22 protein-coding genes and 2 pseudogenes are annotated in these 23,537 nt (G+C 65.9%); 13 read left to right on the top strand and 11 right to left on the bottom strand.

Annotation, left to right across the window (positions count from 1 at the left end; genetic code table 11):
• The first annotated feature begins 22 nt into the window (after positions 1-22).
• Together ACFEMD_RS09315 and ACFEMD_RS09310 are read left to right on the top strand one after the other, a co-directional pair.
• Positions 23-1,186: an inorganic phosphate transporter gene (locus ACFEMD_RS09315; protein ID WP_394740739.1), complete on the top strand. Its 1,164-nt coding sequence runs from the start codon at positions 23-25 to the stop codon at positions 1,184-1,186.
• A gap of 40 nt (positions 1,187-1,226) precedes the next feature.
• The gene (locus ACFEMD_RS09310; RefSeq protein WP_394740738.1) at positions 1,227-1,652 is read left to right on the top strand and encodes a universal stress protein; all 426 of its coding nucleotides are present in this window, start codon (positions 1,227-1,229) and stop codon (positions 1,650-1,652) included.
• A 63-nt stretch (positions 1,653-1,715) separates the two neighbouring features.
• Here the strand turns inward: ACFEMD_RS09310 and ACFEMD_RS09305 are convergent, their stop codons facing one another.
• Entirely contained in the window at positions 1,716-2,444 is a 729-nt protein-coding gene (locus ACFEMD_RS09305) for a hypothetical protein (RefSeq protein WP_394740737.1), read from the bottom strand.
• 417 nt (positions 2,445-2,861) lie between these two features.
• Here ACFEMD_RS09305 and ACFEMD_RS09300 point away from each other — a divergent pair, with 417 nt between their 5' ends.
• The 6 genes from ACFEMD_RS09300 (at position 2,862) to ACFEMD_RS09275 (ending at position 8,956) form a co-directional block, all read left to right on the top strand.
• Positions 2,862-4,043, top strand: a complete 1,182-nt coding sequence (locus tag ACFEMD_RS09300) for an inorganic phosphate transporter (protein ID WP_394740736.1) — start codon at positions 2,862-2,864, stop codon at positions 4,041-4,043.
• A gap of 164 nt (positions 4,044-4,207) precedes the next feature.
• Positions 4,208-4,597, top strand: a complete 390-nt coding sequence (gene fer, locus ACFEMD_RS09295; protein WP_252488644.1) for a ferredoxin Fer — start codon at positions 4,208-4,210, stop codon at positions 4,595-4,597.
• Positions 4,598-4,932: 335 nt separating this feature from the next.
• Positions 4,933-5,883 (top strand): extracellular solute-binding protein, encoded by a 951-nt coding sequence (locus ACFEMD_RS09290; RefSeq protein ID WP_394740735.1) that lies wholly within the window; start codon positions 4,933-4,935, stop codon positions 5,881-5,883.
• Positions 5,880-6,698, top strand: coding sequence for an ABC transporter permease (locus ACFEMD_RS09285; RefSeq protein ID WP_394740734.1), 819 nt, complete (start codon positions 5,880-5,882; stop codon positions 6,696-6,698). Before ACFEMD_RS09290 ends, ACFEMD_RS09285 begins: the two co-directional genes overlap by 4 nt.
• On the top strand, positions 6,695-7,807 hold the full coding sequence (locus ACFEMD_RS09280) for an ABC transporter ATP-binding protein (RefSeq protein ID WP_394740733.1): 1,113 nt from the start codon (positions 6,695-6,697) through the stop codon (positions 7,805-7,807). The genes ACFEMD_RS09285 and ACFEMD_RS09280 overlap by 4 nt, the downstream gene beginning before the upstream one ends.
• 147 nt (positions 7,808-7,954) lie before the next feature.
• Positions 7,955-8,956 (top strand): A24 family peptidase, encoded by a 1,002-nt coding sequence (locus tag ACFEMD_RS09275; RefSeq protein ID WP_394740732.1) that lies wholly within the window; start codon positions 7,955-7,957, stop codon positions 8,954-8,956.
• Here ACFEMD_RS09275 and ACFEMD_RS09270 read toward each other — a convergent pair.
• On the bottom strand, positions 8,948-9,178 hold the full coding sequence (locus ACFEMD_RS09270) for a hypothetical protein (protein WP_394740731.1): 231 nt from the start codon (positions 9,176-9,178) through the stop codon (positions 8,948-8,950). The two genes, ACFEMD_RS09275 and ACFEMD_RS09270, sit on opposite strands and share 9 nt — an antisense overlap.
• Before the next feature lie 42 nt (positions 9,179-9,220).
• Positions 9,221-9,640 (bottom strand): HIT family protein, encoded by a 420-nt coding sequence (locus tag ACFEMD_RS09265; RefSeq protein ID WP_394740730.1) that lies wholly within the window; start codon positions 9,638-9,640, stop codon positions 9,221-9,223.
• Positions 9,641-9,937: 297 nt separating this feature from the next.
• Here ACFEMD_RS09265 and ACFEMD_RS09260 point away from each other — a divergent pair, with 297 nt between their 5' ends.
• Positions 9,938-12,355 (top strand): MEDS domain-containing protein, encoded by a 2,418-nt coding sequence (locus tag ACFEMD_RS09260; RefSeq protein WP_394740729.1) that lies wholly within the window; start codon positions 9,938-9,940, stop codon positions 12,353-12,355.
• Between the two features lie 7 nt (positions 12,356-12,362).
• Here the strand turns inward: ACFEMD_RS09260 and ACFEMD_RS09255 are convergent, their stop codons facing one another.
• Together ACFEMD_RS09255 and ACFEMD_RS09250 are read right to left on the bottom strand one after the other, a co-directional pair.
• Positions 12,363-12,791, bottom strand: coding sequence for a Rieske (2Fe-2S) protein (locus ACFEMD_RS09255; RefSeq protein WP_394740728.1), 429 nt, complete (start codon positions 12,789-12,791; stop codon positions 12,363-12,365).
• A gap of 49 nt (positions 12,792-12,840) precedes the next feature.
• A complete protein-coding gene (locus tag ACFEMD_RS09250; RefSeq protein ID WP_394740727.1) occupies positions 12,841-13,524 on the bottom strand; it encodes a uracil-DNA glycosylase in 684 nt (227 codons plus the stop codon).
• A 91-nt stretch (positions 13,525-13,615) separates the two neighbouring features.
• Here ACFEMD_RS09250 and ACFEMD_RS09245 point away from each other — a divergent pair, with 91 nt between their 5' ends.
• Positions 13,616-13,843, top strand: a complete 228-nt coding sequence (locus ACFEMD_RS09245) for a hypothetical protein (RefSeq protein ID WP_394740726.1) — start codon at positions 13,616-13,618, stop codon at positions 13,841-13,843.
• Here ACFEMD_RS09245 and ACFEMD_RS09240 read toward each other — a convergent pair.
• The gene (locus ACFEMD_RS09240; RefSeq protein WP_394740725.1) at positions 13,840-14,148 is read right to left on the bottom strand and encodes a hypothetical protein; all 309 of its coding nucleotides are present in this window, start codon (positions 14,146-14,148) and stop codon (positions 13,840-13,842) included. The two genes, ACFEMD_RS09245 and ACFEMD_RS09240, sit on opposite strands and share 4 nt — an antisense overlap.
• Positions 14,138-14,287, bottom strand: coding sequence for a hypothetical protein (locus ACFEMD_RS09235; RefSeq protein WP_394740724.1), 150 nt, complete (start codon positions 14,285-14,287; stop codon positions 14,138-14,140). Before ACFEMD_RS09235 ends, ACFEMD_RS09240 begins: the two co-directional genes overlap by 11 nt.
• A 188-nt stretch (positions 14,288-14,475) precedes the next feature.
• Here ACFEMD_RS09235 and ileS point away from each other — a divergent pair, with 188 nt between their 5' ends.
• A complete protein-coding gene (gene ileS, locus ACFEMD_RS09230; RefSeq protein WP_394740723.1) occupies positions 14,476-17,676 on the top strand; it encodes an isoleucine--tRNA ligase in 3,201 nt (1,066 codons plus the stop codon).
• Positions 17,677-18,319: 643 nt separating this feature from the next.
• On the opposite strand, the gene ACFEMD_RS09225 is transcribed toward ileS, so the two are convergent.
• On the bottom strand, positions 18,320-19,177 hold the full coding sequence (locus ACFEMD_RS09225; RefSeq protein WP_394740722.1) for a ribose-phosphate diphosphokinase: 858 nt from the start codon (positions 19,175-19,177) through the stop codon (positions 18,320-18,322).
• A 112-nt stretch (positions 19,178-19,289) separates the two neighbouring features.
• On the opposite strand from ACFEMD_RS09225, the gene ACFEMD_RS09220 reads away from it, so the two are divergent.
• Together ACFEMD_RS09220 and ACFEMD_RS09215 are read left to right on the top strand one after the other, a co-directional pair.
• Positions 19,290-20,210, top strand: coding sequence for a phosphotransferase family protein (locus tag ACFEMD_RS09220; RefSeq protein ID WP_394740721.1), 921 nt, complete (start codon positions 19,290-19,292; stop codon positions 20,208-20,210).
• Positions 20,211-20,252: 42 nt separating this feature from the next.
• A pseudogene (locus ACFEMD_RS09215) lies at positions 20,253-21,229 on the top strand (stage II sporulation protein M).
• 354 nt (positions 21,230-21,583) lie between these two features.
• Here ACFEMD_RS09215 and ACFEMD_RS09210 read toward each other — a convergent pair.
• The 3 genes and pseudogenes from ACFEMD_RS09210 to ACFEMD_RS09200 all read right to left on the bottom strand — a co-directional run bounded on the left by ACFEMD_RS09210 (position 21,584) and on the right by ACFEMD_RS09200 (position 23,488).
• On the bottom strand, positions 21,584-22,072 hold the full coding sequence (locus ACFEMD_RS09210) for a cupin domain-containing protein (RefSeq protein WP_394740720.1): 489 nt from the start codon (positions 22,070-22,072) through the stop codon (positions 21,584-21,586).
• 57 nt (positions 22,073-22,129) lie between these two features.
• Positions 22,130-22,353 (bottom strand): annotated as a pseudogene (locus tag ACFEMD_RS09205) (IS1595 family transposase); the annotation flags it as partial.
• 121 nt (positions 22,354-22,474) lie between these two features.
• The gene (locus ACFEMD_RS09200; RefSeq protein WP_394740719.1) at positions 22,475-23,488 is read right to left on the bottom strand and encodes a DUF5784 family protein; all 1,014 of its coding nucleotides are present in this window, start codon (positions 23,486-23,488) and stop codon (positions 22,475-22,477) included.
• Positions 23,489-23,537 lie beyond the last annotated feature (49 nt).

Below are 23,537 nucleotides of genomic sequence, written 5' to 3'. Positions count from 1 at the left end.
AGGACGCCGGTTCCATCCACTGATGATCGAAACCGTGTTGGTGGTCGGGATCGTCGCCTCGCTGTTCGTCGGCTTCAACATCGGCGGCTCGTCGACCGGGATCGCGTGGGGGCCTGCGGTCGGGGCCGGAATCCTCGGAAAGACGACTGCGGCGGCACTGATGACGTTTTTCGTCTTTCTGGGCGGGTGGACCGTCGGCCGGAACGTTATGGACACGCTGGCCGGCGACATCATCGCGATCGAGATCTCGCTCACCGCGGGGGTGGCCGTCCTCTTTTTCATCGGGCTCGGTATCCTCGTCGCGAACGTCTTCGGCGTCCCGGTTCCGACGTCGATGACGACCGTCGGCGCGATCGCGGGGCTCGGGTTGGCGACCGACACGCTCAATTTCGAAGTTATCGGCTGGATCATCACGTGGTGGGTCGTCACGCCGGTCATCGGTTTCTGGGTCGGCGCGACCATCGGCCGGTACGTGTACCCGGAGCTCAACCGGCGATTCGAGATCCGTAACTCGGCGGGACCGTTGCTCGTCCTCGATCGCAGCGGTTCAGTTCCGCTCCCCGCGTTCGGTCCGAACACGACGTTCCAGGAACTCGCGGGGACGGTCGTCGTCTTCGTCGTCGGCTGCTACATGGCGTTCAGCGCCGGTGCGAGCAACGTCCCCAACGCCGTCGCGCCGCTGGTCAGCAGCGGCGCGCTTTCCGAGGAGCCCGCGATCGTCCTCGCGACGGTCGCGATCGGGTTCGGGGGCTTTACGATCGCCAGACGAACGATGGAGTCGGTCGGCGGCGAGCTCAGCGACATTCCGCTGCTCGCGGCGCTGATCGTCATGATCACTGCCTCGACGATCACGACCGCCCTCTCGTGGGCGGGTATCCCGATCAGTCTCGTGATGGGGTCGGTGATGACGATCGTGGGTCTCGGCTGGGGGCGAGCGACCCGTCCGATCACGGCCCGGGAGGCGATTCGCGGCGACTCCGACGCCGAGCTCTCGATGGGGGCGCTGCGGGCGGAGCCGGACGCGCCGGTCACGTCGATCGGCGAGGCCGAGTCCGAACAGGCTCTCGAGGCGAGCGACCTGTTCAACCCGCAAGCGGTCGTAAAGTACCTCTCGATGTGGATCATCGGCCCGTCGATGTCGACGGCGCTCGCCTACGGCTTCTTTACCACCCTCGAGCTGGTCTGACTCCCTCCGGGTTTATTCGCGACCCCGACGTAGATCGCGCATGGTCTCACGCGTTCTCGTTCCGATGGACGACTCGGAGATGAGCGAACACGCACTCGAGTACGCCCTCGAGGTGTATCCGAACGCCGAAATAACCGTTCTGACCGTCGTGGGCGAACCGTCGTCGATGTGGGGGGCGGCGACTGGGCTCGCGCTCGCCGACGATCTCGAGGAAGCGGCGGAGGAATCCGCGCAGTCGATATTCGATCGAGCGCGGGAGATCGCTTCGGACGCCGACGGCGACGCGAAAATCGAGACGATCTACGATCTGGGCCACCCGGTTCGCGCGATAATCAACCGCGCCGGCGACTACGAGACGGTCGTTATCGGCAGTCACGGCGGGACGCTCGCCGACAACCTCTACGTCGGCAACGTCGCAAAGAAGGTCGTCCACCAATCGCCGGTCCCCGTGGTCGTCGTTCGGTGACCGTTCACGCAGCGAGCCGACCGAACGGCCGCGGAAACCGCAGCGCGCCCGTTCGAACGTCGATCAGTTGTCGTCGGTGTGCTCTACCTGCTCGCCGTCGTCGTCACGCTCCGTCTCCTCGCCGTCGTCCTCGAGCAGTTCCTCGATTTCGTCCTCTCGAGGTCGCCGATCGATCCGTTCGTCGACGGCTTTGACCTCCGCCTGGATCTCCTCGAGTCGTTCGCCGACGGTCCGCTCGACGGCCTCTTCGACGGTCTCGCCGACTCGCCGCTCGACGGTTTCGCCGACCCGTTCTTCGACGGTCTCTCCGACGGTCTCTTCGACGGTTTCGCCGACCCGTTCCTCGACGGTTTCACCGACGCTTTTCTCGACGGTCTCTTCGACGGTTTCGCCGACCCGTTCCTCGACGGTTTCACCGACGCTTTTCTCGACGGTCTCTTCGACGGTTTCGCCGACCCGTTCCTCGACGGTTTCACCGACGCTTTTCTCGACGGTCTCTTCGACGGTTTCGCCGACCCGTTCCTCGACGGTTTCGCCGACGCTTTTCTCGACGGTCTCCTCGACGGTTTCGCCGACACTCTCTTCGACCGATTCCTGAACGGCTGTGGTCATCCAATCGGGATCGAAGCGCGCCATCTTCCAGACGACGTGGACAACGTACGAGGCGAACACGCCGATTCCGAACGCGATTCCGACGTTCGTTCCGAGCACCATAATCAGCACGATCGAGAGTGCGATCAGCGCTCCGTAGGCGAGGTCGACGGCCGCGTCGACCCGGACCGGGTTTAGCATAGCCGACCGCCACCGACACGCGTGGATCGGACGGTTTTCGAACGCTCGTTGGTAACGACCCCGGCATCCCCCCCTGGACCCGTTCCGGGACCTCCCTGACGATTCCTCGAGACGAGTTTCTGACCGGCGTACATGATACTGTATTCCAGGGAGTGACTGTTGAAGTTCTTTAGGATCGAACCCTCTCACGGACCGCCGAAGGAGTGGTTTGGGTACTCCCCCGATGCCGAGCGAACTGTCCGGTATCACGGCCGTTTCGAAGCGTCGCTTTGCTTCCGTGCGGAACACCGACGGTCTTCGCAACGAACCCGTACTGTTTCGAGACAGACTGGTGACAGTGTCGACTCGAGGCGGGTATGGTCGCCGGGTACGCCGCAAATAGGCGTGCTTTTACGGACGGATCCTGTGGCTAGTACTGTGACAGAAGTACTGCTTATCGTGGGGCTTCTCGTTGCGATGTTCGTCGGCTATAATATCGGCGGCGCGACGACGGGACCCGCGTTCGGACCGGCCGTCGGCGCGAACGTGATCACGAAGCTCATGGCGGCTGCGCTGATGTCGATCTTCTTTTTCGTCGGAGCGATCACTATCGGCCCGAACGTCGTCGACACGCTCGGCGAGGAACTGGTCACCGACACGGCGATCTTTACGATGCGTTCGAACGTCGCCGTTCTCTTCTTCATCGGCGGCGCGCTATTCGTCGGCAACTACGCCGGCGTCCCCGCCTCGACGTCGATGACCGCGGTCGGGGCGATCGCCGCGCTCGGTCTGGCGACCGGGGAGCTCGACTTTGCCGTCCTCGGCGAGATCGTGATCTGGTGGGTCGTCGCTCCGATCATCGGGTTCTGGGTGGCCGGCGTCGTCGGCCGGTACTTTTACCCGCAGATCAACGCCTGGGTCGCCATCCAGGGCAATCGGGAAGGACGCGAGATGATAACGGTCGACCGATCGGGGTTCGCCCCGCGGCTCCAGTTCGGGGACGACGCCGATCGCCGCGAGATCACGGGTGCGCTGGTCGTCGTCGGAATCGGCTGTCTGATGGCCTTCTCCTCGGGGACGAGCAACATCGCCAACGCGATCGCGCCGATCTACGGCACCGGCGACATCGATATGATACCGCTGATTCTGATCGGCTCCGCGGCCGTCGCCGTCGGCTGTTTCACCATCGCCCGACGGACGCTCGACACGCTCGGCAACGACATCACGAATCTCCCGTTGACCGCCGCGATCGTCGTCGCGGTCATCAGCTCGGGGATCGTTATCGGGCTCTCGTGGATCGGCATTCCCGCGAGTTTCGTCGTCATCGCGACGATGAGCATCATCGGACTGGGCTGGGGCCGAGCCACCCGAACGACGACACTCTCGGACGCCAGGGCCGGCGAGGAAACCAGGGTCTCCGTCGGCGCCCTGACCGCCGAGGAGGAAGGTGAACGCTCCCCGAGCATCGGCGAGGAGGAACCCGCGGACATCCCGCAGGCCTCCGACCTCTTCGACCCCTCGACGACGGCCCGCGTCGTCCTGATGCAGAACGTCGTGCCCATCATCTCGACCGTCGGCGCGTTTCTGACGTTCCGGTTCGTTCCGATCTTCGGCCTCTGATCGCGCCTCGGCGCTCGGGCGCGCGCCGCTCGCTCGAGTTTCCCTCATCGAGCGACCCGATCTTCCCCCCGCTTCCGTAATTATGTGGTAGACGCCTGCAGTAGCCGGCAACGGCTCGGATCGAACAGCAAGCTATACCAAGGCGGGCCTCGAACCGTCGTGTGATGCCCACGGTAGAATACCTCAACTACGAAGTGCTGGACGACCAGGGCTGGGAAATGGACGACGACGACCTCTTCGGTCAGGCCGCCGACGCCGGCCTCGACGAGGAGGACTACGGAACCCTCGACGTCGCCGAGGGCGAGTACATTCTCGAGGCCGCCGAGGCGCAGGGCTACGACTGGCCCTTCTCCTGCCGTGCGGGCGCCTGCGCGAACTGCGCAGCGATCGTCTACGAGGGCGAGATCGACATGGACATGCAGCAGATCCTCTCGGACGAGGAAGTCGAGGACAAGAACGTCCGTCTGACCTGTATCGGCTCCGCCGAGACCGACGAGGTTCAGATCGTCTACAACGCGAAACACCTCGACTACCTGCAGAACCGCGTCATTTAATCGCCCACGAGGACCCCGGATTTCGCTTTTATTTACAGGTCCGACAGACGACGCTCTGTGATGGATCCATCCGCGTACCGATCGGTCGTTCCTCCCACTGGCCGCTCCAGGACCCAGCAGCCGCTCCGAAGCTCGCAGCGCGAGTCCGTCCGATTCCGTCGGGCGGGAATCAACGGTAACACTTCCTAACACCGATCCTATAGCTCGAGGATCGGTGTGACCAATTCTCCTTGCTCGAGCCCTGGCATCGGCGGAGCGGTAACCACTTTCAGTTTCTTCTTAGCCAGTAAGAAACTGTACGAGGTTTCATACTGGACGTACACAGAGTATGAAATATGATTCGAGACGAGGGGAACGGCAGCGGTCTTCGGAGCCGCCGCTCGGTTCTCGCCGCAACGGGCGGTCTCGTCGGCACGACCGCGGCGGGCTGCCTCGGAAGCGACGCGACGTCGGTGAACGTCCTGGCGGCCGGCAGCCTCGCTCACACCTTCGAAGATCACGTCGGGCCGGCGTTCGAGGACGAAACCGGGGTCGAGATACACGGCGAGTACTACGGGGCGAACGCGGTGATGCGGATGGTTGAGGACCGGACCAAACATCCCGACGTCATCGTCAGCGCCGACTCGACCCTCCTTCGAGATCGGCTGTACGGCGAGTTCACCGACTGGGACGTCGAGTTCGCGACCAACAGCGTCGGCATCGGCTACGACGAGGAGACGACGTTCGGACGGGGCCTCGAGAACGGCGAGCCCTGGCACGAGCTGATGCTCGCGACCGAGGAGGGCGACGTCTCGATCGGCGACCCCGATCTCGATCCGCTCGGCTATCGCGCCGTCCAGGCGTTCGAACTGGCCGAAAACGAGTACGAAATCGAGGGCCTCCGCGACGAGCTGCTGGAACTCGTCTACCAGGAACCCGAGGAGCCCCAGATGATGGCCGGCGTCGAGAGCGGCTCTCGAGCCGCCTCTGTCGTCTATCACAACATGGCTGTCGATCACGACATCCCCTTCCTCGAGTTTCCGGACGCGTACAACTTCGCGGAGCCCGAACTGGCCGACCACTACGCGACGGTCGAGTTCACGACCGACGAGGAGGGGTACACTGCGGAGGGGCGGCCAGTGTTGTACAACGCCACGGTGAACGACGAGGCCGACGACCCCGATGCGGGTCACGACCTCGTTCAGTTTCTCGCCGACGAATCCGACCTGCTCGTCGAGGCGGGGCTGACCGTCGGCGACAGCCTCCCGCGCCCCGAGGGCGACCTCCCGGAGGCGATCGACGTATGAGCCTCGCCAGGCGCTTCCCGACCCGGCGCTCGAGCCGACTGCCTGAGCTGCTCGTTCCCGCACTGCTCGGTACGCTCGTCCTCGTCTACTTCGCGATCCCGTTCGTCGCGTTCCTGGCCCGCACCGGGGCGGTCGACGTCGTCGGGGAGCTGTCGACGCCGGAGGCCCGGGTGGCGATCCGCAACTCGCTGCTCACGGCCCCGATCTCGACGGCGATTTCGACCGTCCTCGGGGTTCCGCTCGCCTACGTGCTTGCCCGCAGGTCGTTCGTCGGCAAGCGACTCGTCGAGGCGCTGGTAATCCTGCCGCTGATCGTCCCGCCAGTCGTCGGCGGCGCGATGCTGCTCACCGCCGTCGGTCGGTTCACTCCCATCGGCGGCGCCGCCGCGGCGGTCGGCATCCCGCTCACCGACAGCCTGCTCGGCGTGATCCTCGCACAGACGTTCGTCGCCGCGCCGTTCGTCATCATCACCGCTCGAGCCGGGTTCGGCGCGGTCGACGAACGACTCGAGCAGGCCTCCCGGTCGCTTGGCTACGGCCCGCTCTCGACGTTCTGGAACGTCTCGCTGCCGCTGGCTCGCGGCGCGATCGTCGCGGGGATCGTCCTGACGTTCGCGCGGGCGATCGGCGAGTTCGGCGCGACGATGATGGTGGCGTACAACCCGCGGACGATGCCGACGCGGATCTGGGTGGAGTTCATCGCCGGCGGTATCGACGCGATCGTTCCGCTCGCGCTGGCGCTGCTCGCCATTACCTTGGTCGTCCTCGCGGCGGTCCAGCGGTTCGGCCGCGTGCCGACGGTGATCGACCGATGATCCTCGAACTCGAGGCGCTGACCCACCGGTACGGCGACGAGCTGGCGGTCGACGACGTCTCGCTCGGGCTCGAGGAGGGCGAACTCGTCGCGCTGCTCGGTCCCTCCGGTTGCGGAAAGACGACGATCGTACAGGCGATCGCCGGCCACGTTCGCCCGACGGCGGGGCGAGTCCGCCTTCGCGACCGGGACGTCACCGACCAGCCGCCCGAAGCGCGCCGCGTCGGCGTCGTCTTCCAGGAGTCGACGCTGTATCCCCACATGACCGTCCGCGAGAACGTCGCCTACGGCCTCGCGTCCCGCGATACCGACGCTCGAGAACGGGCGGAACTGGTCGTAGAGTACCTCGAGCTGGTCGCCCTCCGCGATCAATTGGACGCGTACCCCGCCGAACTGAGCGGGGGACAACAGCGTCGGGTCGAACTGGCCCGTGCGCTGGCCCCGCAGCCGGACGTGCTGTTGCTCGACGAGCCGCTGTCGGCGCTCGATCGAGCGCTCCGCGAACGGCTCCGGGCGGAGATCGCCCGTATCCAGGACGAAACCGGGGTCACGACCCTGTTCGTCACCCACGATCAGGCGGAGGCGATGGCGCTCGCCGACCGACTCATCGTGATGGACGACGGTCGGATCTCCGGCGACGGGACTCCCCGGACGCTGTACGAATCGCCGCCGACCCCGTTCGTGGCGTCGTTTCTCGGCCGATCGAACGCGCTCCCGGCGACCGTCGTCGCTCGAGAGCCGCCGACCGTCACGCTAAGCGGACAGGAGATCACGCTGCGGAGCAGCGCCCGTTCGCCGCCCGCGGGAGCGTCGGTCACGTGTCACGTCCGTCCGGAGGATCTGTTGCTCACCCCCTCTGCAGACGCCGGAACCGATGGGACGATGCCTTCGATCCCGGGTGAGGTCGCGGCCGTCACGGACGTCGGTCGCCGGTACGACGTGACCGTCCGAACCGAAACCGGTGGCGAACTCGTCGCCGAGATCACCGACGACCCGCCGACGGCAGGCGATCGAGTGGTGGTCGAACTCCCGCGGGATCGGATTGCCCTGTTCGACGCCGACGAGTCCGAGCGGGGGCGTCTCGTCGCTGCAAACGAAACGAGGGGCTGAGTCCCCGAGCAGCACTGTCCGGTAGCGAATCGCTTCGTTCGGTACGAGCGGTCCGTTTCATCCACTTCTTATCTACTTGAACTTATGAGGAAGCAACTGACTCCGGGGCCGAAAAGATAACGCCGACGCGCTCGAGAGTACCCGGTTGTGACACCCCTCGACGTCGCGACGGTTCCGGATCTGCTCAGGCTCCTCGCCGTTCCGGTCTTCGGCTGGGCGGCCGTTCGCGACGTCAGAACCAGGCGGATTTCGAGTTCGCTCTGGATCCCGCTCGCGATGCTCGGTGGCGTCCTCCTGCTGTGGGACGCCCTCGTAGCCCGGGCGGCCGGTCCCGCCGTCTGGCAGTCCGAGTTTCTCGTCCCCGCAGCGATCAGCCTCGGCTTCGTCGTCCCCTTCGCGTACCTGTGCTGGTGGTTCGGTGCCTTCGGCGGCGCGGACGGGAAGGCGCTGCTGGTACTCGCCCTGCTGTTCCCGACGACGCCGCAGTACGTACTCGGCATCTGGACGATCCCCGTCGCGGCGTCGCCGGTCGGAGCGTTCTCGTTCGTCATCCTGACCAACGCCGTCGTCGTCGCGCTCGCGATTCCGCTCGCCCTGGCGGTCCGAAACGTCGCCGCCGGTCGCCTCACACGGCTCGCCTTCGTCGGCCGACCCGTTCCCTGGGAGCGGGTGCCGACGGCCCACGGCAAACTGCTCTCGGCGCCCGGCGAGGACGGGGGTGGCGGACTCGACCTCGACGCCCTTCGGATGTACCTCCGGTGGCGCGGCCTGACGCTCGCACGACTTCGGGGGCAGCCCGATCGGTTCCGGGATCCCGCGACGCTTCCCGACGAGCCGAACCCGCCGACCGACGGCGCCGTCGTCGACCAGTCCGTCGGTGACGCCGGCCTCACTCTCGAGGAGCCGGTTCGGGACGGGGGCGACCGATCGCGCGAGTACGACGACCCCTGGGGCGCCGAGGCGTTCCTCGAGGATATCGAGGGCACGGCCTACGGAACGTCGCCGGCGGAGCTTCGAGCGGGGCTCGAGACGCTGGCGACCCGCGATCGGGTCTGGATCTCGCCGGGGATGCCCTTCCTCGTCCCGCTGTTTCTCGGACTCGTCGTCGCGCTCACCTACGGCGACGTACTGCTGGGAACCCTACTGTAGGGTCCGCTCGTACGCCGGGACCAGGACCGTCCAGAAGAGGACGAACGCGGCGCCGACGCCGATAATCAGCAGCCAGGGCCACTCGGCGACGATCGGGAGCCCGCCCAGCAGCAGCGAGACGGTGCCGACGAGCAACAGCGCGGCGATGCAGACGCTCGCGAGTTCGATCGTCGCTGCGACGGGGTTGGCTCGCAGCCGAGCGCCGACGTCGGGAACTCCCATACGCGACCCTCGAGCGAGGGGATCAAAACTGTCACGGCCGGCTCAGCTTCGGGACTCGATCTCGCCGGCGATGTCGTCGAGTTCGTCGTCGGCGAGATCGGGCGCCTCGCCCGCGATGCCGTGGATCGGGCCGCCGCCGTCGCCCTCGAACCGGGGAACGATGTGGCAGTGAACGTGGGGCACCTCCTGGCCGGCTTCCTCGCCGTTGTTAAAGGCGACCGTCGAGGCGTCGGCGTCGACGGCTTCCTCGACGGCGGGAACCAGTCTGTGGATCGTCGCGTAGAGCTCCGTCGCGACGTCGTCGGGGACGTCGTTCAGTCGCTCGTACTCGTCTTTCGGGATCACCAGCGTGTGCCCCGGCGCCAGCGGGTTGGCGTCGAGGAAGGCGACCGTCGTCTCGTCCTCGTACACGATGCGTGCCGGGATCTCTCCCTCGACGATCTGCGTAAAGATCGTACCCATACGCCAGTGTGTGTCGGCTCGCCGTAAGAAGGTTACCTGTGGAGACGCGGGCACCGTCGAGACGCAGCCGCGAGTTCCGTCGCCGAATCATCGTCTGCGCGTTCCGTGCCGAGGTCCCGACGGCGTCACGACCCGTCGTTCGGCACGGAGCGTATTCAACCCCGAATCTTATCCTCCTGTGTTTGTTCCTTCCCGACACCGATCGCGACCGCCGAAAACGTGGCCCTCCGGGATCTCGATCGCCCTCTCGCAGCGCAGACCCGTCGAACCGCCGACAGACACCGTCGCGTACGTATCATGATCCACTCACCTAACCACGCGGACGATCTGGGACTCGAGGACGGCCTCGAGGCGCTCCGGGCGGGTTCGGAGTTCTCGGGCCCGATCGACCCGGCAGACGAGCACGACTCGTACGACCACCTCGCGCTCGTCCACGAGTCCCGCACCGAACAGCTCTCGACGGTGATCCCGTTCGTCGAACGCGGCCTCGAACGCGGGGAGCGGTGCGTGTACGTCGCGGACGAAACCGAGCCTACGGCGATCCTCGAGGGACTCCGGGACGCGGGCGTCGACGTCGACGCCGCGCTGGACTCGGGTGCGCTCGCGATCCACACCGCAGCGGACTCGTTTCTCCGAAACGGGTCGTTCGATCCCGACGACGCGATCGCCGTCCTCGAGGACGCCATCGCGAACGCCACCGAGGAGTACGACGGGTTCCGAATCGTCAGCGAGATGAGCTGGGCACTGCGCGACGCCTCCGTCGAGGCGCTCGTCGAGTACGAGAGCAAACTCAACCGTCTCCTGCTCGACGACAACGGGATCGCGCTCTGTCAGTACGACCGCCAGCGGTTTCCGCCGTCGGTCCTTCGCGAGGTCATCGAGACCCACCCCCACCTGATCTACGACGGGACGGTCTGTCAGAACTTCTACTACACGCCGCCCGCGGAGGTTTTCGGCCCCGACGAGCCGGAGCGCGAGCTCGATCGAATGATGGGGACGCTGGTCGACCGCACCGAAGCCAGGGCCGAACTCGGGAAGCGCCGCCGATTCCTCGAGCGCCAAAACGAGATTACGGCCGATCCCGACGCGTCGTTCGGCGAGCAGCTCCAGCGGCTGTTCGACCTCGGCTGCGAGCGGTTCGGTCTCGAACTCGGCGCGATGGCTCGCGTCGATGCGGAGCGCGACCGGTTCGAGGTCGAGTACGCCAGCGAGGACCACGAGTATCTCGAGCCCGGCGTCGAGCTCCCGCTCTCGGAGACGTTCTGTGCCGGCACCGTCGGCGTCGAGCCGTCGGAGTGTGTCGACGATCCGGAGTCGGACGGGTACGGCGACGCGGTCGTCTACGAGGAGTTCGGGCTGCAGTCGTACCTCGGCACCTACGTCGAAACCGACGCCGGCGCCGACCGCACGTTCTTTTTCGTCTCGTCGGACCGACGGGCGGACGGGTTTACCGACGAGGAGGAGGCGTTCACCCGACTGATGGGACAGTGGGTGGAAGGTCAGCTCGAGCAGCTCCAGCGCGAGGAGTACGAGCGCGCACTGTACGAGATCGCGGCGGATCCGGACGAGCCGTTCGACGAGAAGCTCCAGCGGGTGTTCGACCTCGGCTGCGAGCGGTTCGATCTCGAGCTTGGGGGGGTAGCCCGAATCGATCTGTCGACCGACACGTTCGAGGTCGAGGCCGCAAGCGGCGACCACGAACGCCTCGATCCCGGCACGCAGACCCCGCTGTCGGAGACGTACTGCCGACTGGCAGCCAACGGCGAGCGGACGGCCGAGGTTACCGACCCCGAGCGCGCGGGGTTCGAGGACAGCCTCGCCTACCGTGAACTCGGCTTCGAGAGCTATCTTGGAACGCGGATCGAGCTCGAGAACGGACCCGATCGGACGTTCTTTTTCGTCTCCTCGGAGTCGCGGGACCGTCCGTTCTCGGACGCGGAGCGAACGTTCCACCACCTGATGGCCCAGTGGGTCGCTTACGAACTCGAGTACGAGGAGCGCGAGCGGGCGCTTCAGGCGTCGAACGAGCGGCTCGAGCAGTTCGCCTACGCGGCCTCTCACGACCTGCAAGAACCCCTGCGAATGATCACGAGCTATCTGCAGCTACTCGATCGCCGCTACGGCGACGACCTCGACGAGGACGCCGAGGAGTTCCTCGCGTACGCGGTCGACGGCGCCGACCGAATGCGCGACATGATCGAGGGGCTGCTCGCGTACTCTCGGGTCGAAGCCCAGGGCGATCCCTTCGAGTCGACGGATCTGAACGCGGTGCTCGACGACGTTCGCGAGGACCTCCAGCTCGCGATCGAAGAGAGCGACGCCGAGATCACGGTCGAGGAGCTGCCCCGCGTCGATGGCGATCCGGACCAGCTGCGCCAGGTCTTTCAGAACCTGCTGGACAACGCGATCACCTACAGCGGCGACGATTCCCCGCGGATCCACGTCGACGCGAGACGACGGGGAGAGCGGTGGGTCGTCTCGGTCCACGACGAGGGGATCGGGATCGAGTCCGAGAACAGCGAGCGCGTGTTCTCCGTCTTCGACCGCCTGCACAGCCACGAGCAGTACGAGGGAACGGGGATCGGGCTCGCGCTCTGTGAGCGGATCGCCGAACGTCACGGCGGCGAGATCTGGGTGGACTCGGAGCCCGGCGAGGGGGCGACGTTCTCGCTCGCGCTGCCCGCAGTCGGCGAATCGACGCCGCCGTCGCGCTGATCGGCGCTCAGAACTGGATGTGGGAGGTCGAACTCGGTCCGCCCTGGTCCTCGTTCGCTCCACCATCCCGAAGGAAGCTGACGTCGTCGTCGGTCAGGTACACCTCCCCGTCCTCGACCTCGATCCCGACGTCGACAAGCGTCGTGTTCGCGGCCTCGCCGTTGTCACAGTAGCCCGAGCAGCTCTCGAACACCGAGCCGTGTTTCGGACAGACGATCCCGCCGTCGCGGATCACGGCGCCGACGCCCTCGCGGTGGAGGCGCTGGCTCTCGTGGGTACACCGGTTGACCCACGCCTCGACGGGGGCGCGCTCGTCGTCGTCGCAGGGAACGAGGATCACCTCCTTCTCGTCGCCGCGCCCGTCCCGAACCGTAAACAGCCAGGATCCCTCCTCGAGAACCGTTTCGACGCTCGTCAGTCGGTGTCGAACCGCCATACCTCGAGTTGAGTGGCGAAGGGCTTAGGCGTCGGGGCTGGCGAAGGGCTCAGGCATCGGTGCCATCGACGAGTTCGTCGAGCGTCGCGCCGATCTCGGCGAGGTACTCCTCGGGTTCGTACCCCATGCGGACGATCCAGACGTCCTGGTAGGAGGGATGCAGAATCGGCACGAGCCAGGTGTCGAGCGTCTCACAGCGGACGGGCTCGAGGACCGAATCGATGAACCCCTCGAGGCCTCGCTCCTCGGCCGCCAGCACCGATTTCGTCGCGTGTTTCCCCGTCGCGAGGACGACGTCGGGCTCAAGGGTCTCGACCTCCGTCACCAGGTGGGCTCGACAGTTCGCCCGCTCCTCGTCGGTGGGTTCGCGGTTGCTCGTCGGATCCTCCTCGCTCGCCGGAAAGCACTTCACCGCGTTCGTGTAGTACGACCGTTCGTCGTGGCCGACTTGCTCGAGCATTCGTCGGATCCGCCGGCCGGAGTGTCTGGAGGTGTAGGCCTTGCCCGTCCAGTTGCCCCCCTTCCAGCGGTCGGCGTCGGGGTTCCCGGGGCCGGGCGCTTCGCCGACGACGAGCACGTCGGCGTCGAGCGGCCCGGTACCCCACGAGATGTAGTTGCGGTTCTCGGCGAGGTCGGGACAGCGCCGGCAGTCTGGTTCGAGGACGTTCCTCGAGTCGGGAAACGGCGGGCCCGGGACGGTGCCGGAGTCGGTATCGTCGTTCGAAGCTGGCACGGGCTCGTTCGGGCCTCGAGGCGTATAGGCCGGTCGGATCGAGACCGAACGAGGGATAGATTTACCTTCGCCGGAGGACTCCCGAACGACAATGGGTTCCGAACTCATCGTCGAATCGCTTGCACTGTCGTTCTACGTCCTCGCCGCGGCCGTCCTGACCGCCGGGGGACTCGCCGCGGAGTACGCGAGCCTCCAGCACTTCGGCTCGGGCGAGGCCGTCGTCGCGCTGTGGCTCGCCGGCCTCGGTGCGATCATGCTCTACGCTGGCATCTACGGTATCGGCTACCAGAAGGTCCTCGCGTCGGTTCGCTCGAGCTAACTCCGTTCCGCCAGCTTCGTCGCCTCGTAGACCAGTTTGACCAGCAACGCGAGCGATCCGACGACGAGGAGAACGGCGCCGACGAGCGTCGTGAACGCACCGATCCCCTCGTACAGCAGGTGCGGGAATCCCGGCGAATTCGCGGCCTCCGCCCCTCCCGCCTCGAGCATCCACCAGCCGGCGACGACGACCGCGAGGAGTTTCAGTACCTCCCGGTCGAGCAGGACTCCGACTGCGTCGCGGGCCTCGAGGGAACGCCCCTCGCTCGGCTCTCGGGCGCCGATTTCGGATCGCTCACCCGTCATCCGGTCGCTCCTCGGGCGCGTACTCGCCGTTCAGTCCCCGCGGTGCGATGTCCCGCGTCGCCAACCGGGTACCGACGTACGACGCCGCCGTCAGAAACGCGAAGACGAACGTGAGCCCGACCAGACTGCTGATCGCCATACGGGGTACAACAGGGATCAAACATATAGTGTTTGATCTACGTTCGGATGGTAGACACGAAGCCGACGGGTGTCCGGAAGCTCTCCATCGTTTCGTAGGCCAATGGCGACCGCGAGGGCCGTCGATCCCCGTCGAGCGGAACCTGCAATATCGATTCCTCTTTACCGTCCCGTGCAATTACGTCTGGTATGAGCAGGTTCGGCGAGGTCGACGACCAGTACGACCCCCACGCGCTCGAGCAACGGGTTTTCGACTACTGGGACGACGTCGACGCCTACGAACAGACGGTCGAGCACCGATCCGACGGCGACTCCTTCTTCTTCGTCGACGGCCCGCCGTACACGTCGGGATCGGCACACATGGGAACGACCTGGAACAAGTCCCTGAAGGACGTCTACATCCGCTTCCTGCGGATGCAGGGGTACGACGTCACCGATCGCCCCGGCTACGACATGCACGGGCTGCCGATCGAGACCCGGGTCGAGGAACGGCTCGGCTTCGAGAACAAGAAGGACATCGAGGAGTTCGGCGAGGACGAGTTCATCCGGGAGTGCAAGGAGTACGCCGACGAACAGCTCGAGGGGCTCCAGGCCGACTTCCAGGACTTCGGCGTCTGGATGGACTGGGACGACCCCTACCGCACCGTCGAGCCCGAGTACATGGAGGCGGCCTGGTGGGGGTTCTCCAAGGCCGCCGAGCGCGGTCTCGTCGAGAAGGGCCACCGTTCGATCTCGCAGTGTCCCCGCTGTGAGACCGCCATCGCGAACAACGAGGTCGAGTACGAGGACGTCGAGGACCCCTCGATCTACGTCAAGTTCGACCTCGCCGATCGAGAGGGGTCGGTCGTCATCTGGACGACCACCCCGTGGACGATCCCGGCGAACACGTTCGTCGCGGTCGATCCCGACCTGACCTACCAGGGCGTACGAGCCGAGAAAGACGGCGAGGAGGAAGTCATCTACGTCGCCGAAGAGTGCGTCGAGGGCGTGCTGAAGGAGGGCCGGTACGACGACTACGAGGTCCTCGAGACCGTTACGGGCGAGGAGATGATCGGCTGGGAGTACGAACACCCCCTCGCCGAGGAGGTGCCCGACCACGTCGCGGTCGACGACGCCCTCCAGATCTACGACGCCGAGTACGTCGAGGCCGACCGCACCGGGCTCGTCCACTCCGCGCCCGGCCACGGTGAGGAGGACTTCCGGCGGGGTCGCGAACTCGGTCTGCCGATCTTCTGTCCCGTCGCCGGCGACGGCGTCTACACCGACCAGGCCGGCGCGTACGAGGGCCAGTTCGTCAAGGAGGCCGACGAGGAGATTATCGCCGACCTCGAGGACAACGGGGCGATGCTGTCCTCGGGAACGGTCCACCACAGCTACGGCCACTGCTGGCGCTGTGACACGGGGATCGTCCAGATCGTCACCGACCAGTGGTTCATCACGATCACCGACGTCAAGGAGGAGCTGCTCGACAACATCGAGGACAGCGAGTGGCACCCGCAGTGGGCCCGGGACAACAGGTTCCGCGACTTCGTCGAGGACGCGCCCGACTGGAACGTCTCCCGCCAGCGCTACTGGGGGATCCCCCTTCCCGTCTGGACGCCCGAGGACCGGGACGACGACGAGGAGATGATCGTGATCAGCGACCGCGAGGAGCTCGTCGAGCGCGTCGACCAGGAGATCGAGTACGACTCCGTCGACCTCCACAAGGACACCGTCGACGAGCTGACGATCACCGAGGACGGGAGGACGTACACCCGCGTCCCCGACGTCTTCGACGTCTGGCTGGATTCCTCTGTGGCCTCCTGGGGGACGCTGAACTACCCGTCCGACGACAGCCGGTTCGACGAGCTCTGGCCCGCCGACCTCATCCTCGAGGCCCACGACCAGACCCGGGGCTGGTTCTGGTCCCAGCTGGGGATGGGCACCGCGGCGTTGGGCGAGAGCCCCTACCAGGAAGTGTTGATGCACGGCCACGCGCTGATGCCCGACGGCCGCGCGATGAGCAAGTCTAAGGACATCCTGATCGACCCCCACGAGGCGATCGACCGCCACGGCCGGGACGTCATGCGACTCTTCCTGCTGTCGAACAACCCGCAGGGCGACGACATGCGCTTCTCCTGGGACGGCATGCAGACGATGGAGGACACCCTCCGGACGCTGTGGAACGTCTTCCGGTTCCCGCTGCCGTACATGCGGTTAGACGACTTCGATCCCCGGGAGACGGACCTCGAGGACGTGGACGACGACCTCGAGCTGATCGACGAGTGGGTGCTCGCCCGGCTGCAGTCGACGAAAGTCGAGATGACCGAGGCCTTCGAGGACTACCGCCAGGACAAGGCCCTCGATGCGCTGCTCGAGTTCGTCGTCGAGGACGTCTCCCGATTCTACGTCCAGGCGGTCCGCGAGCGCATGTGGGAGGAAGAGGACAGCGCCTCCAAAGAAGCCGCTTACGCGACGATCTACCGCGTCCTGCGCGAGACGGTCGCCCTGCTCGCTCCCTACGCGCCGTTCGTCAGCGACGAGATCTACGGCACCCTCACCGGCGGGGCCGAGCACGACACCGTCCACATGTGCGACTGGCCCGACGTCGAGGAGTACTGGGTCGACGACCAGCTCGAGGACGACGTCGCCTACCTGCGAGCGATCGAGGAAGCCGGCGCCAACGCCCGCCAGCAGGCCGGTCGCAAGCTGCGCTGGCCCGTCCCACGGGTCGTCGTCGCGGCCGACGACGAACGCGTCGCCGATGCGGTCGAACGCCACACCGACCTGCTCGAGGATCGGCTCAACGCCCGCGAGATCGAACTCGTCTCGGCCGAGAACCGCTGGGAGGAGCTTCGGTACAGCGCCGAGGCGGACATGAGCGAGCTCGGGCCGGCCTTCGGCGGCCGCGCCGGGCAGGTGATGAACGCGCTCAACGAGGCCCGCATCGACGAGCCGGATCTCGAGGCCCTCGAGGAGGCCATCTCGGACGTACTCGAGGACGGCGAGTCGATCGAGGAATCGATGGTCTCCTTCGTCACCGAGACCCCCGACGACATCGCCGGCACCGCCTTCTCGCTCGACGGCGACGACCGCGGGGTCGCCTACGTCGACGCCTCGCTGACCGACGACATCGAGAGCGAGGGGTACGCCCGCGAGGTCATCCGCCGGGTCCAGGAGATGCGCAAGGAGCTCGACTTAGACGTCGAGGAGCGGATCGTCCTCGAGGTCGAGATCGACGACGACCGCGTGGCCTCGCTGGTCGAGGACCGCGAGGATCTGATCCGCGAGGAGGTCCGAGCCGACGAGTTGCGGACCGTCGAGGACGGCCACCGCAAGGAGTGGGACGTCGACGGGGTCGCGATGGAGATCGCGCTCGAGCCGGTTGCGGCGGCGGAAGCGTCGGACTGATCGCTGCCGAGCGAAGCGAGGCGGTTTTTTGGTCCAGATTTTTCGAGAAGGGTGAGCGAAGCGAACCCGCCGAGAAAAAGGTGGATGCCGAGATCGCGCTCGAGCCGATTGCGGCGGCGGAAGCGTCGGACTAAGCGTAAAGCCGGATTTCCGTTACCGGTAGTTGGCAATCCGATTTTTTGCCCGGCCGTGATGTCGAACCCGGAACGGTCGATCGTTATGTAGGGCGTGCGGACTTAACGTTGAAAAGGGATGCAGGAGAAACAATTTTATTAAATAGAGACATCAATTACTTAATATGAGTGGATTTAACTACCGCTATCGAACGTGCATTGTACTCATGATTATCGGCCTCCAACTCACAGTACTGGGAGTAGTAGGTCTTATCGCAGAATTAGCTATGCTTTTGATATTTGTGTATATCGGTCCTATACTTACGTTCGGTGCTGCGGCTTACGCACTATCTGCCGTATCGTCTGCCCACAAATCATCACAATATAGCTGAAACAACCTGTTTGCTGTATCTATTCATTTTACAGAGTATTAATCCTCACAGATTGGCTCTTGTGACACATTAATATCCTATATGGAACGCAATTTCTACTCGAGAGGCCGAATACCGAAACCGTGCTCCGCTCTACCGTTACAGTTCGTCGGCGACCGACGGCGCGACCGACACCGCGCTGTACTGGCGCTCGATCGTGTCGGTGCCGTAGATCGCCTCGACGCCGGCCCTCGAGAGCTTCGTGACCGCGTCCCGGGCGAGCAGCGGGTGGACGCAGGTGACGAACACGCGGCCGACCCCCCGCTCGCCGAGGACGTCGACGGCCTCGCTCATCGTCGATCCCGTCGCGATGATGTCGTCGGTGACGACCACGTCCCGGTCGGCGACGGCGACGTCGCTGGGCGAGATCTCGACTTCGGTCCCCGAGAGGCGGGTCTTCTCGAAGTAGTCCGTTGCACCCATTCCGTAGGCGTCCCGAACCGTTTCGGCGAGTTCCACTGCACCCGCGTCGGGCGAGAGGAAGACGGGATCCTCGAGGTCGGCCGGGAGGGGGTCGGCCAGCCGGTCGGCGGCGTCGACGGCGGTCGCCGAAGGCTCGAAAAAGTCGCAGATCGACTCCTCGTGGGGGTTGACGGTGAGCACGCGATCCGTTCCGGTCGAGACGGCCCGTGCGACGGCTCGCGCCGAGATGGGGTGGCCCGCCTCGAAGGCCTTGTCCTGGCGGCCGTAGCCCATGTACGGTAACACCGTCACCACTTCGTCTACGCCGGCCTCCCGAACGGCGTCCTGAAGCTGGAGCACCTCGAGGTGGGCGTCGCTCGAGGTCGTCGAGGCGACGACGACCGCTCGATCGACGTCGCGGTCGGCGACGTCGGGGGCGGCCGCGAGCAGTTCGCCGTCGGGAAAGCGGTCGTACTCGACGGCGGCGAGCGGTTCCTCGAGTTCGCGGGCGAGGGCCGCGGCGACGGCCTGGGAGCTGGATCCGCTGACGATCATACTCGTTGCCACAGCACCGTGGGTAAACCCGCTTTCGTTCTCGGCGCCGAAGTCGCCGACGGCCGGGCGGGACGGAAGGGCTACGAACCCGCCGAACGTAGCCCGCGAACGGATGGACTCCGAGACGGTCGCACGGATTGTCGAGGCCGCACTCGAGACCGAACTGCACTCGAGTCGCCGCCCCGATCCGGGTTCGGTCGCCGACACGGTCGTCCTCGAGCTGGCGGACGACCCGGAGACGGTGGTCTGCAAGCGCGGCGGCGCCAGCGTCTGGACTGGTGACGTGATCGAGCCCCTGGTCGCCGACCTCGTCGGCGCGACGACCGAGCTCCCGGTTCCCGAGGTGCTCGCCTCGGGCTCGCTCGCCGACCCGTCCGACGGCGGATCCGACCAGTGGGCTCTCTACGAGCACCTGTCGGGCCGAAATCCCGGGCCCGAGTATTCGGGTCTCGAGCCCGACGTCCGCGGACGGCTCGTTCGGGAGGCCGGCGAGCTGCTCGGTCGGCTCCACGCGACGGACTCGCTCGAGTTCACCCGCGTCGGCGGCCTCGCTCGCGAGGGGTCGACGCTTCGGCTGTGCGAGCCCGACGGCTGGCACGCGGTGGATTCCGGAGCCGTGCTCGAGGCGTTCCCGGTTCCGTCAGTCGACGATCCGAACCCCCGCCCGGTGCTTACCCACGGCGATTACCAGCTCTCGAACCTGCTGATCGACGCCTCCGGGTCGATCACGGCCGTCCTCGACTGGGGAAACGCCCACGTCACCCGCGCCGAGTACGCGCTGGCCCGCGCCGAGGCCCGGTTCGTCGACGTCCACGCGCGAGAACTCGAGCCTCGAGAGCGCGCTCGGCTCCGGACAACGTTTCGGTCCGGGTACGCGCGGGAGGGGCGACTCGAGCCCGGAACCGCTCGCCGACTCCGGGGGTACAAACTGCTCTGGCTCGCCCAGTCGGCGGCGAACTACGGACGGATCGCCCGCGACGCTCGCGGTCGCCGACAGCTACGGCGCCAGTGCCGGCGACTGCTCGAGCGATAATCCTGCCGGCGGATTTATCCGCCGTTTGACCCAAGAGGTGGTATGAACGACCGACGGGCCGACGAGGGATCGCTCGAGCAGACCGAGGCGGATCGGTCGGCGCGGGCCGACGAGTCGGCGAGCGAGCGACGCGAACCGCGTGATTCCGAGGGTCGAGAGGTCCCCTCGAGTCAACCGCCGGATCCCGACCGAAGCGGGACGGAGCCGGGATCGGGATCGGATCCGAACCGCGGCTGGGCGACCCTCGCGTTCGCGCTGGCGCTGGTCTCGCTCGTGACGGCAGGGGCGACGGCCGCGGTCCACGACCTCACCACGGCTGCGGCCGGTGCTGCCATGCTCGCGATCGCGTTCGCCGCGCTCGGCGCGGTCGCGCTGACCGAGGGCACCGGCGTGGCCGCGTCGCTCGCGGCGGGATGGGCCGAACACCGCCTCTACGTCTGGTTCGCGACGGCGCTGTTCGGCGGCGGCGTCGTCCTCGGTGCCGCGCTCGTCGCCGCGGGGATCGACCTCACGGAGCTGTTCCTCGAGCTTCTGAGCGAGGAGTTCGGGGACGAGGAACTCGCCGACGGCGACCCCGCCGGGGGCGGCGGGATCGAGCTCTCGGCGACCTTTTTCCTCGTCCAGAACACGCCGCCGTTCCTGGCGGCGATCTTCGGCGCGCTCACGCTCGGGCTGGTGACGACGGTCATCATGGTCTTTAACGGGATCATCGTCGGCAACATCGCGGTCGTCACCGGGCTCGAGGTCGGGTTCGGTCCGATCGTTGCCCTGCTCGCCCCCACGGGATCTTCGAGCTGCCGGCGCTGTTCATCGCCGCGGGCGTCGGCTTCCGGTTCCTCCATCGGGCCGGCCAGCGGCTCGTCGGCTCGCGCGACTCGTTGTTCACGAAGACCTACGTCTATCGGACCACCCTTCTCGTCGTATTCGGCTGGCTGTTGCTCGCCCTGGCGGCGTTCGTCGAGGCCTACCTGACGATCGTGATCGCGGAGGCGCTGTTCCCGGAGCTGGCCGAGCCGTGACCGATTGATCCGATTTCGTTGCACCACGCTTCACTACGGACTGGCCGATCCACGGTGCGATGGAGCGCGCTGTCGGTCAGTTCGAACGACGGTGAGAAGCGATCGGTCGAACCGTGGAAGGGACGAGTACGTGAGCGGTCGGCGACCCGTGAGCGTACGACTCGGCCGGGGAGGGCGTGGAAAGTCTCCGTTGCCAGCCCAACTGTAGTAGTTCACGGAAATCCTACCTCATAGGTGCCGAGTGATAACGAAGATCGACGGATGGGGGGCTGGCTCCAGTGGTTCGCACTGCAAATACTTTCACCTTCTACGACAGTACACTTCGGCCTCGACCGCGTCGCGGAACACCTCTGCTCACATCGCAAACTCGTTGCCACACTCGGTGCAGGTGAACTCGAATCGGCCCTCCGAATTAATCCTCGTCGCGTGTGGAACGTCCTCCTCACACTCCCGGCATGACACCACCGATTCGAGCTCCTCCCAGTCGTGGGTCGAGCCGGGTGCGCCCATCGCCCAGCCGATAACCTCGTTTCCGTTCTCCTTTTTCGCGTAGCCCATCTGGAACTCTCCGGGTTCGAATCTGATGACTTCCCCTTCCTCGACGGTTACCTGTTCGCGCTCCTTGCCGACCTCGAACACCGTCGTTCCCTCCTCGATGTAGAAGACTTCTTCCTGGTCGTGATGCGTGTGAAGCCCCCCGGAGAAGGAATCGCCCGGCGCAAGTTCGAAGTAGTTCATCGCGAAGTGGTCGGTTCCGAGCGCGTCCGAGACCGGTCGGCGCACGTCGTGAACTTGCATCGGGTTGACCTCGTTTCGCACGTTATCGATGGTCACTTTCTCCATACGGAAAGCCACCGGACGAGCTGAGTTAATGATGTCGGCTAACCGGGGCAGATCAGTTAACAGTCTAAAACAGAGTGCGAGTTTGTCTTTTGAGACACCTCGATGGGGCGAGAGCCACGGTCACACCAGCGGATCGTGGCTCTCGCAGATATCGAGATGACGTCTTCAGCAGCGCCTTCACCGTCGCTGTGGACGACGTATTGTCGGTCGAACTTGTCGCCATCATCTCGTAGTTCATACGACCGAAATCCGTCGGCGTAGACGGCCAGCGACTCCTGCTGCACCAGGTCCGCTGCAGCTGCTCCGACACGAAGCGGCGGCTCGAGAACGGATCGGGCACCGCTGGCGCGGTCTCTTATCCTCTTCGACCTTCAGCTACAGCTCCACGATCAACGATCTGCTTCACGAGGGATCGAAAAACTCGATCGAGTCGCCGAACTCGAGGGGAACCGACCCCTTCCGGTAGCCCTCGACGTGACCGTTGGGGCGGGCGCGGTAGACGACCGCGGGGCGGTGTCGCAGGTCGGGCTGTTCGCCCCGAACCGCCGCCCAGGCGTCGTCCCGGAAGCTCGAGCAGTCGACGAACAGGACGGCGCCGCCGCCGTGTTCGGCGAGCTGGCCGTCCGTCTTCGTCTCGGCGGTGTCGCGTACGGCGGCGACGGGGCCGGCGGCGGCCCGGTTGGCCGGCGGCTGTGGTCGGGTCACCTCGACGAGGCGGTTCGTCTCCTCGTCCTCGGCCCGGTAATCCAGCGAGTGGCCGGTCGTCACCTCAATCTCGGGGGTGACCTCGTAGCCCGCGTCGGTGAGGATCTTCGCGGCGATGAACTCGCCCATCGCGGCGCTCATCCGGACGCGGTCGACGTGGTTACTAGTGCCGAGCTTGCCGGCCATGATCGACCGGTAGTCGTCGAGCACGCCGGTCTCGAGGAAGTCCTCGAAGTAGCGGGTCGCCTCGCGGCGGCCGGCGTCGGGAAAGCCCGCGGCGTGCTCGCGGAAGAAGGCCCGCGTGGAGTCCCGGCCGTCCTTGGACATGAAGACCGGAAGGAAGAACCACGAGAGGTAGGGGTAGTCGGCGAGCCAGGGATCGGTTTCGTGCAGCGTCGCGAGCAGCTCCCGCTGATTCCAGCGGGCGACGTGGTAGGGAACCTCCTCCCAGCCGAACTTGTCGGTCTTCCACAGCGAGGAGGGGGTCTCGGTGTTGCCCATCCAGTAGGCTTCCTCACCGTTGCGAGCGAAGAGCGCGAGGTCGCCGTTTTGCATCTCGAAGCGGTGTGTCTCCCAGTCTGCGCCGATATCGAATCGAGGGGTCGCGGCTCGAGCGCCGATGCTCGAGCGGAGCGGTCCCAGTATCTCCTGTCGGACTCGTTGCTCGCTCCAGTTGGCGGGCGAGTAACGAAAGCGAAGCGGCCGTGCCACGCCGATAGATTGTGTCCGGGTGGGTATATACTGTTCGCTGACGGAACGA

This window comes from Natronococcus roseus, assembly GCF_043677095.1.
In the GTDB taxonomy this organism is placed as follows: domain Archaea; phylum Halobacteriota; class Halobacteria; order Halobacteriales; family Natrialbaceae; genus Natronococcus; species Natronococcus roseus.
Note: the sequence above shows the minus strand (reverse complement) of the source record. Positions and strands in the feature narration are given on the sequence as shown.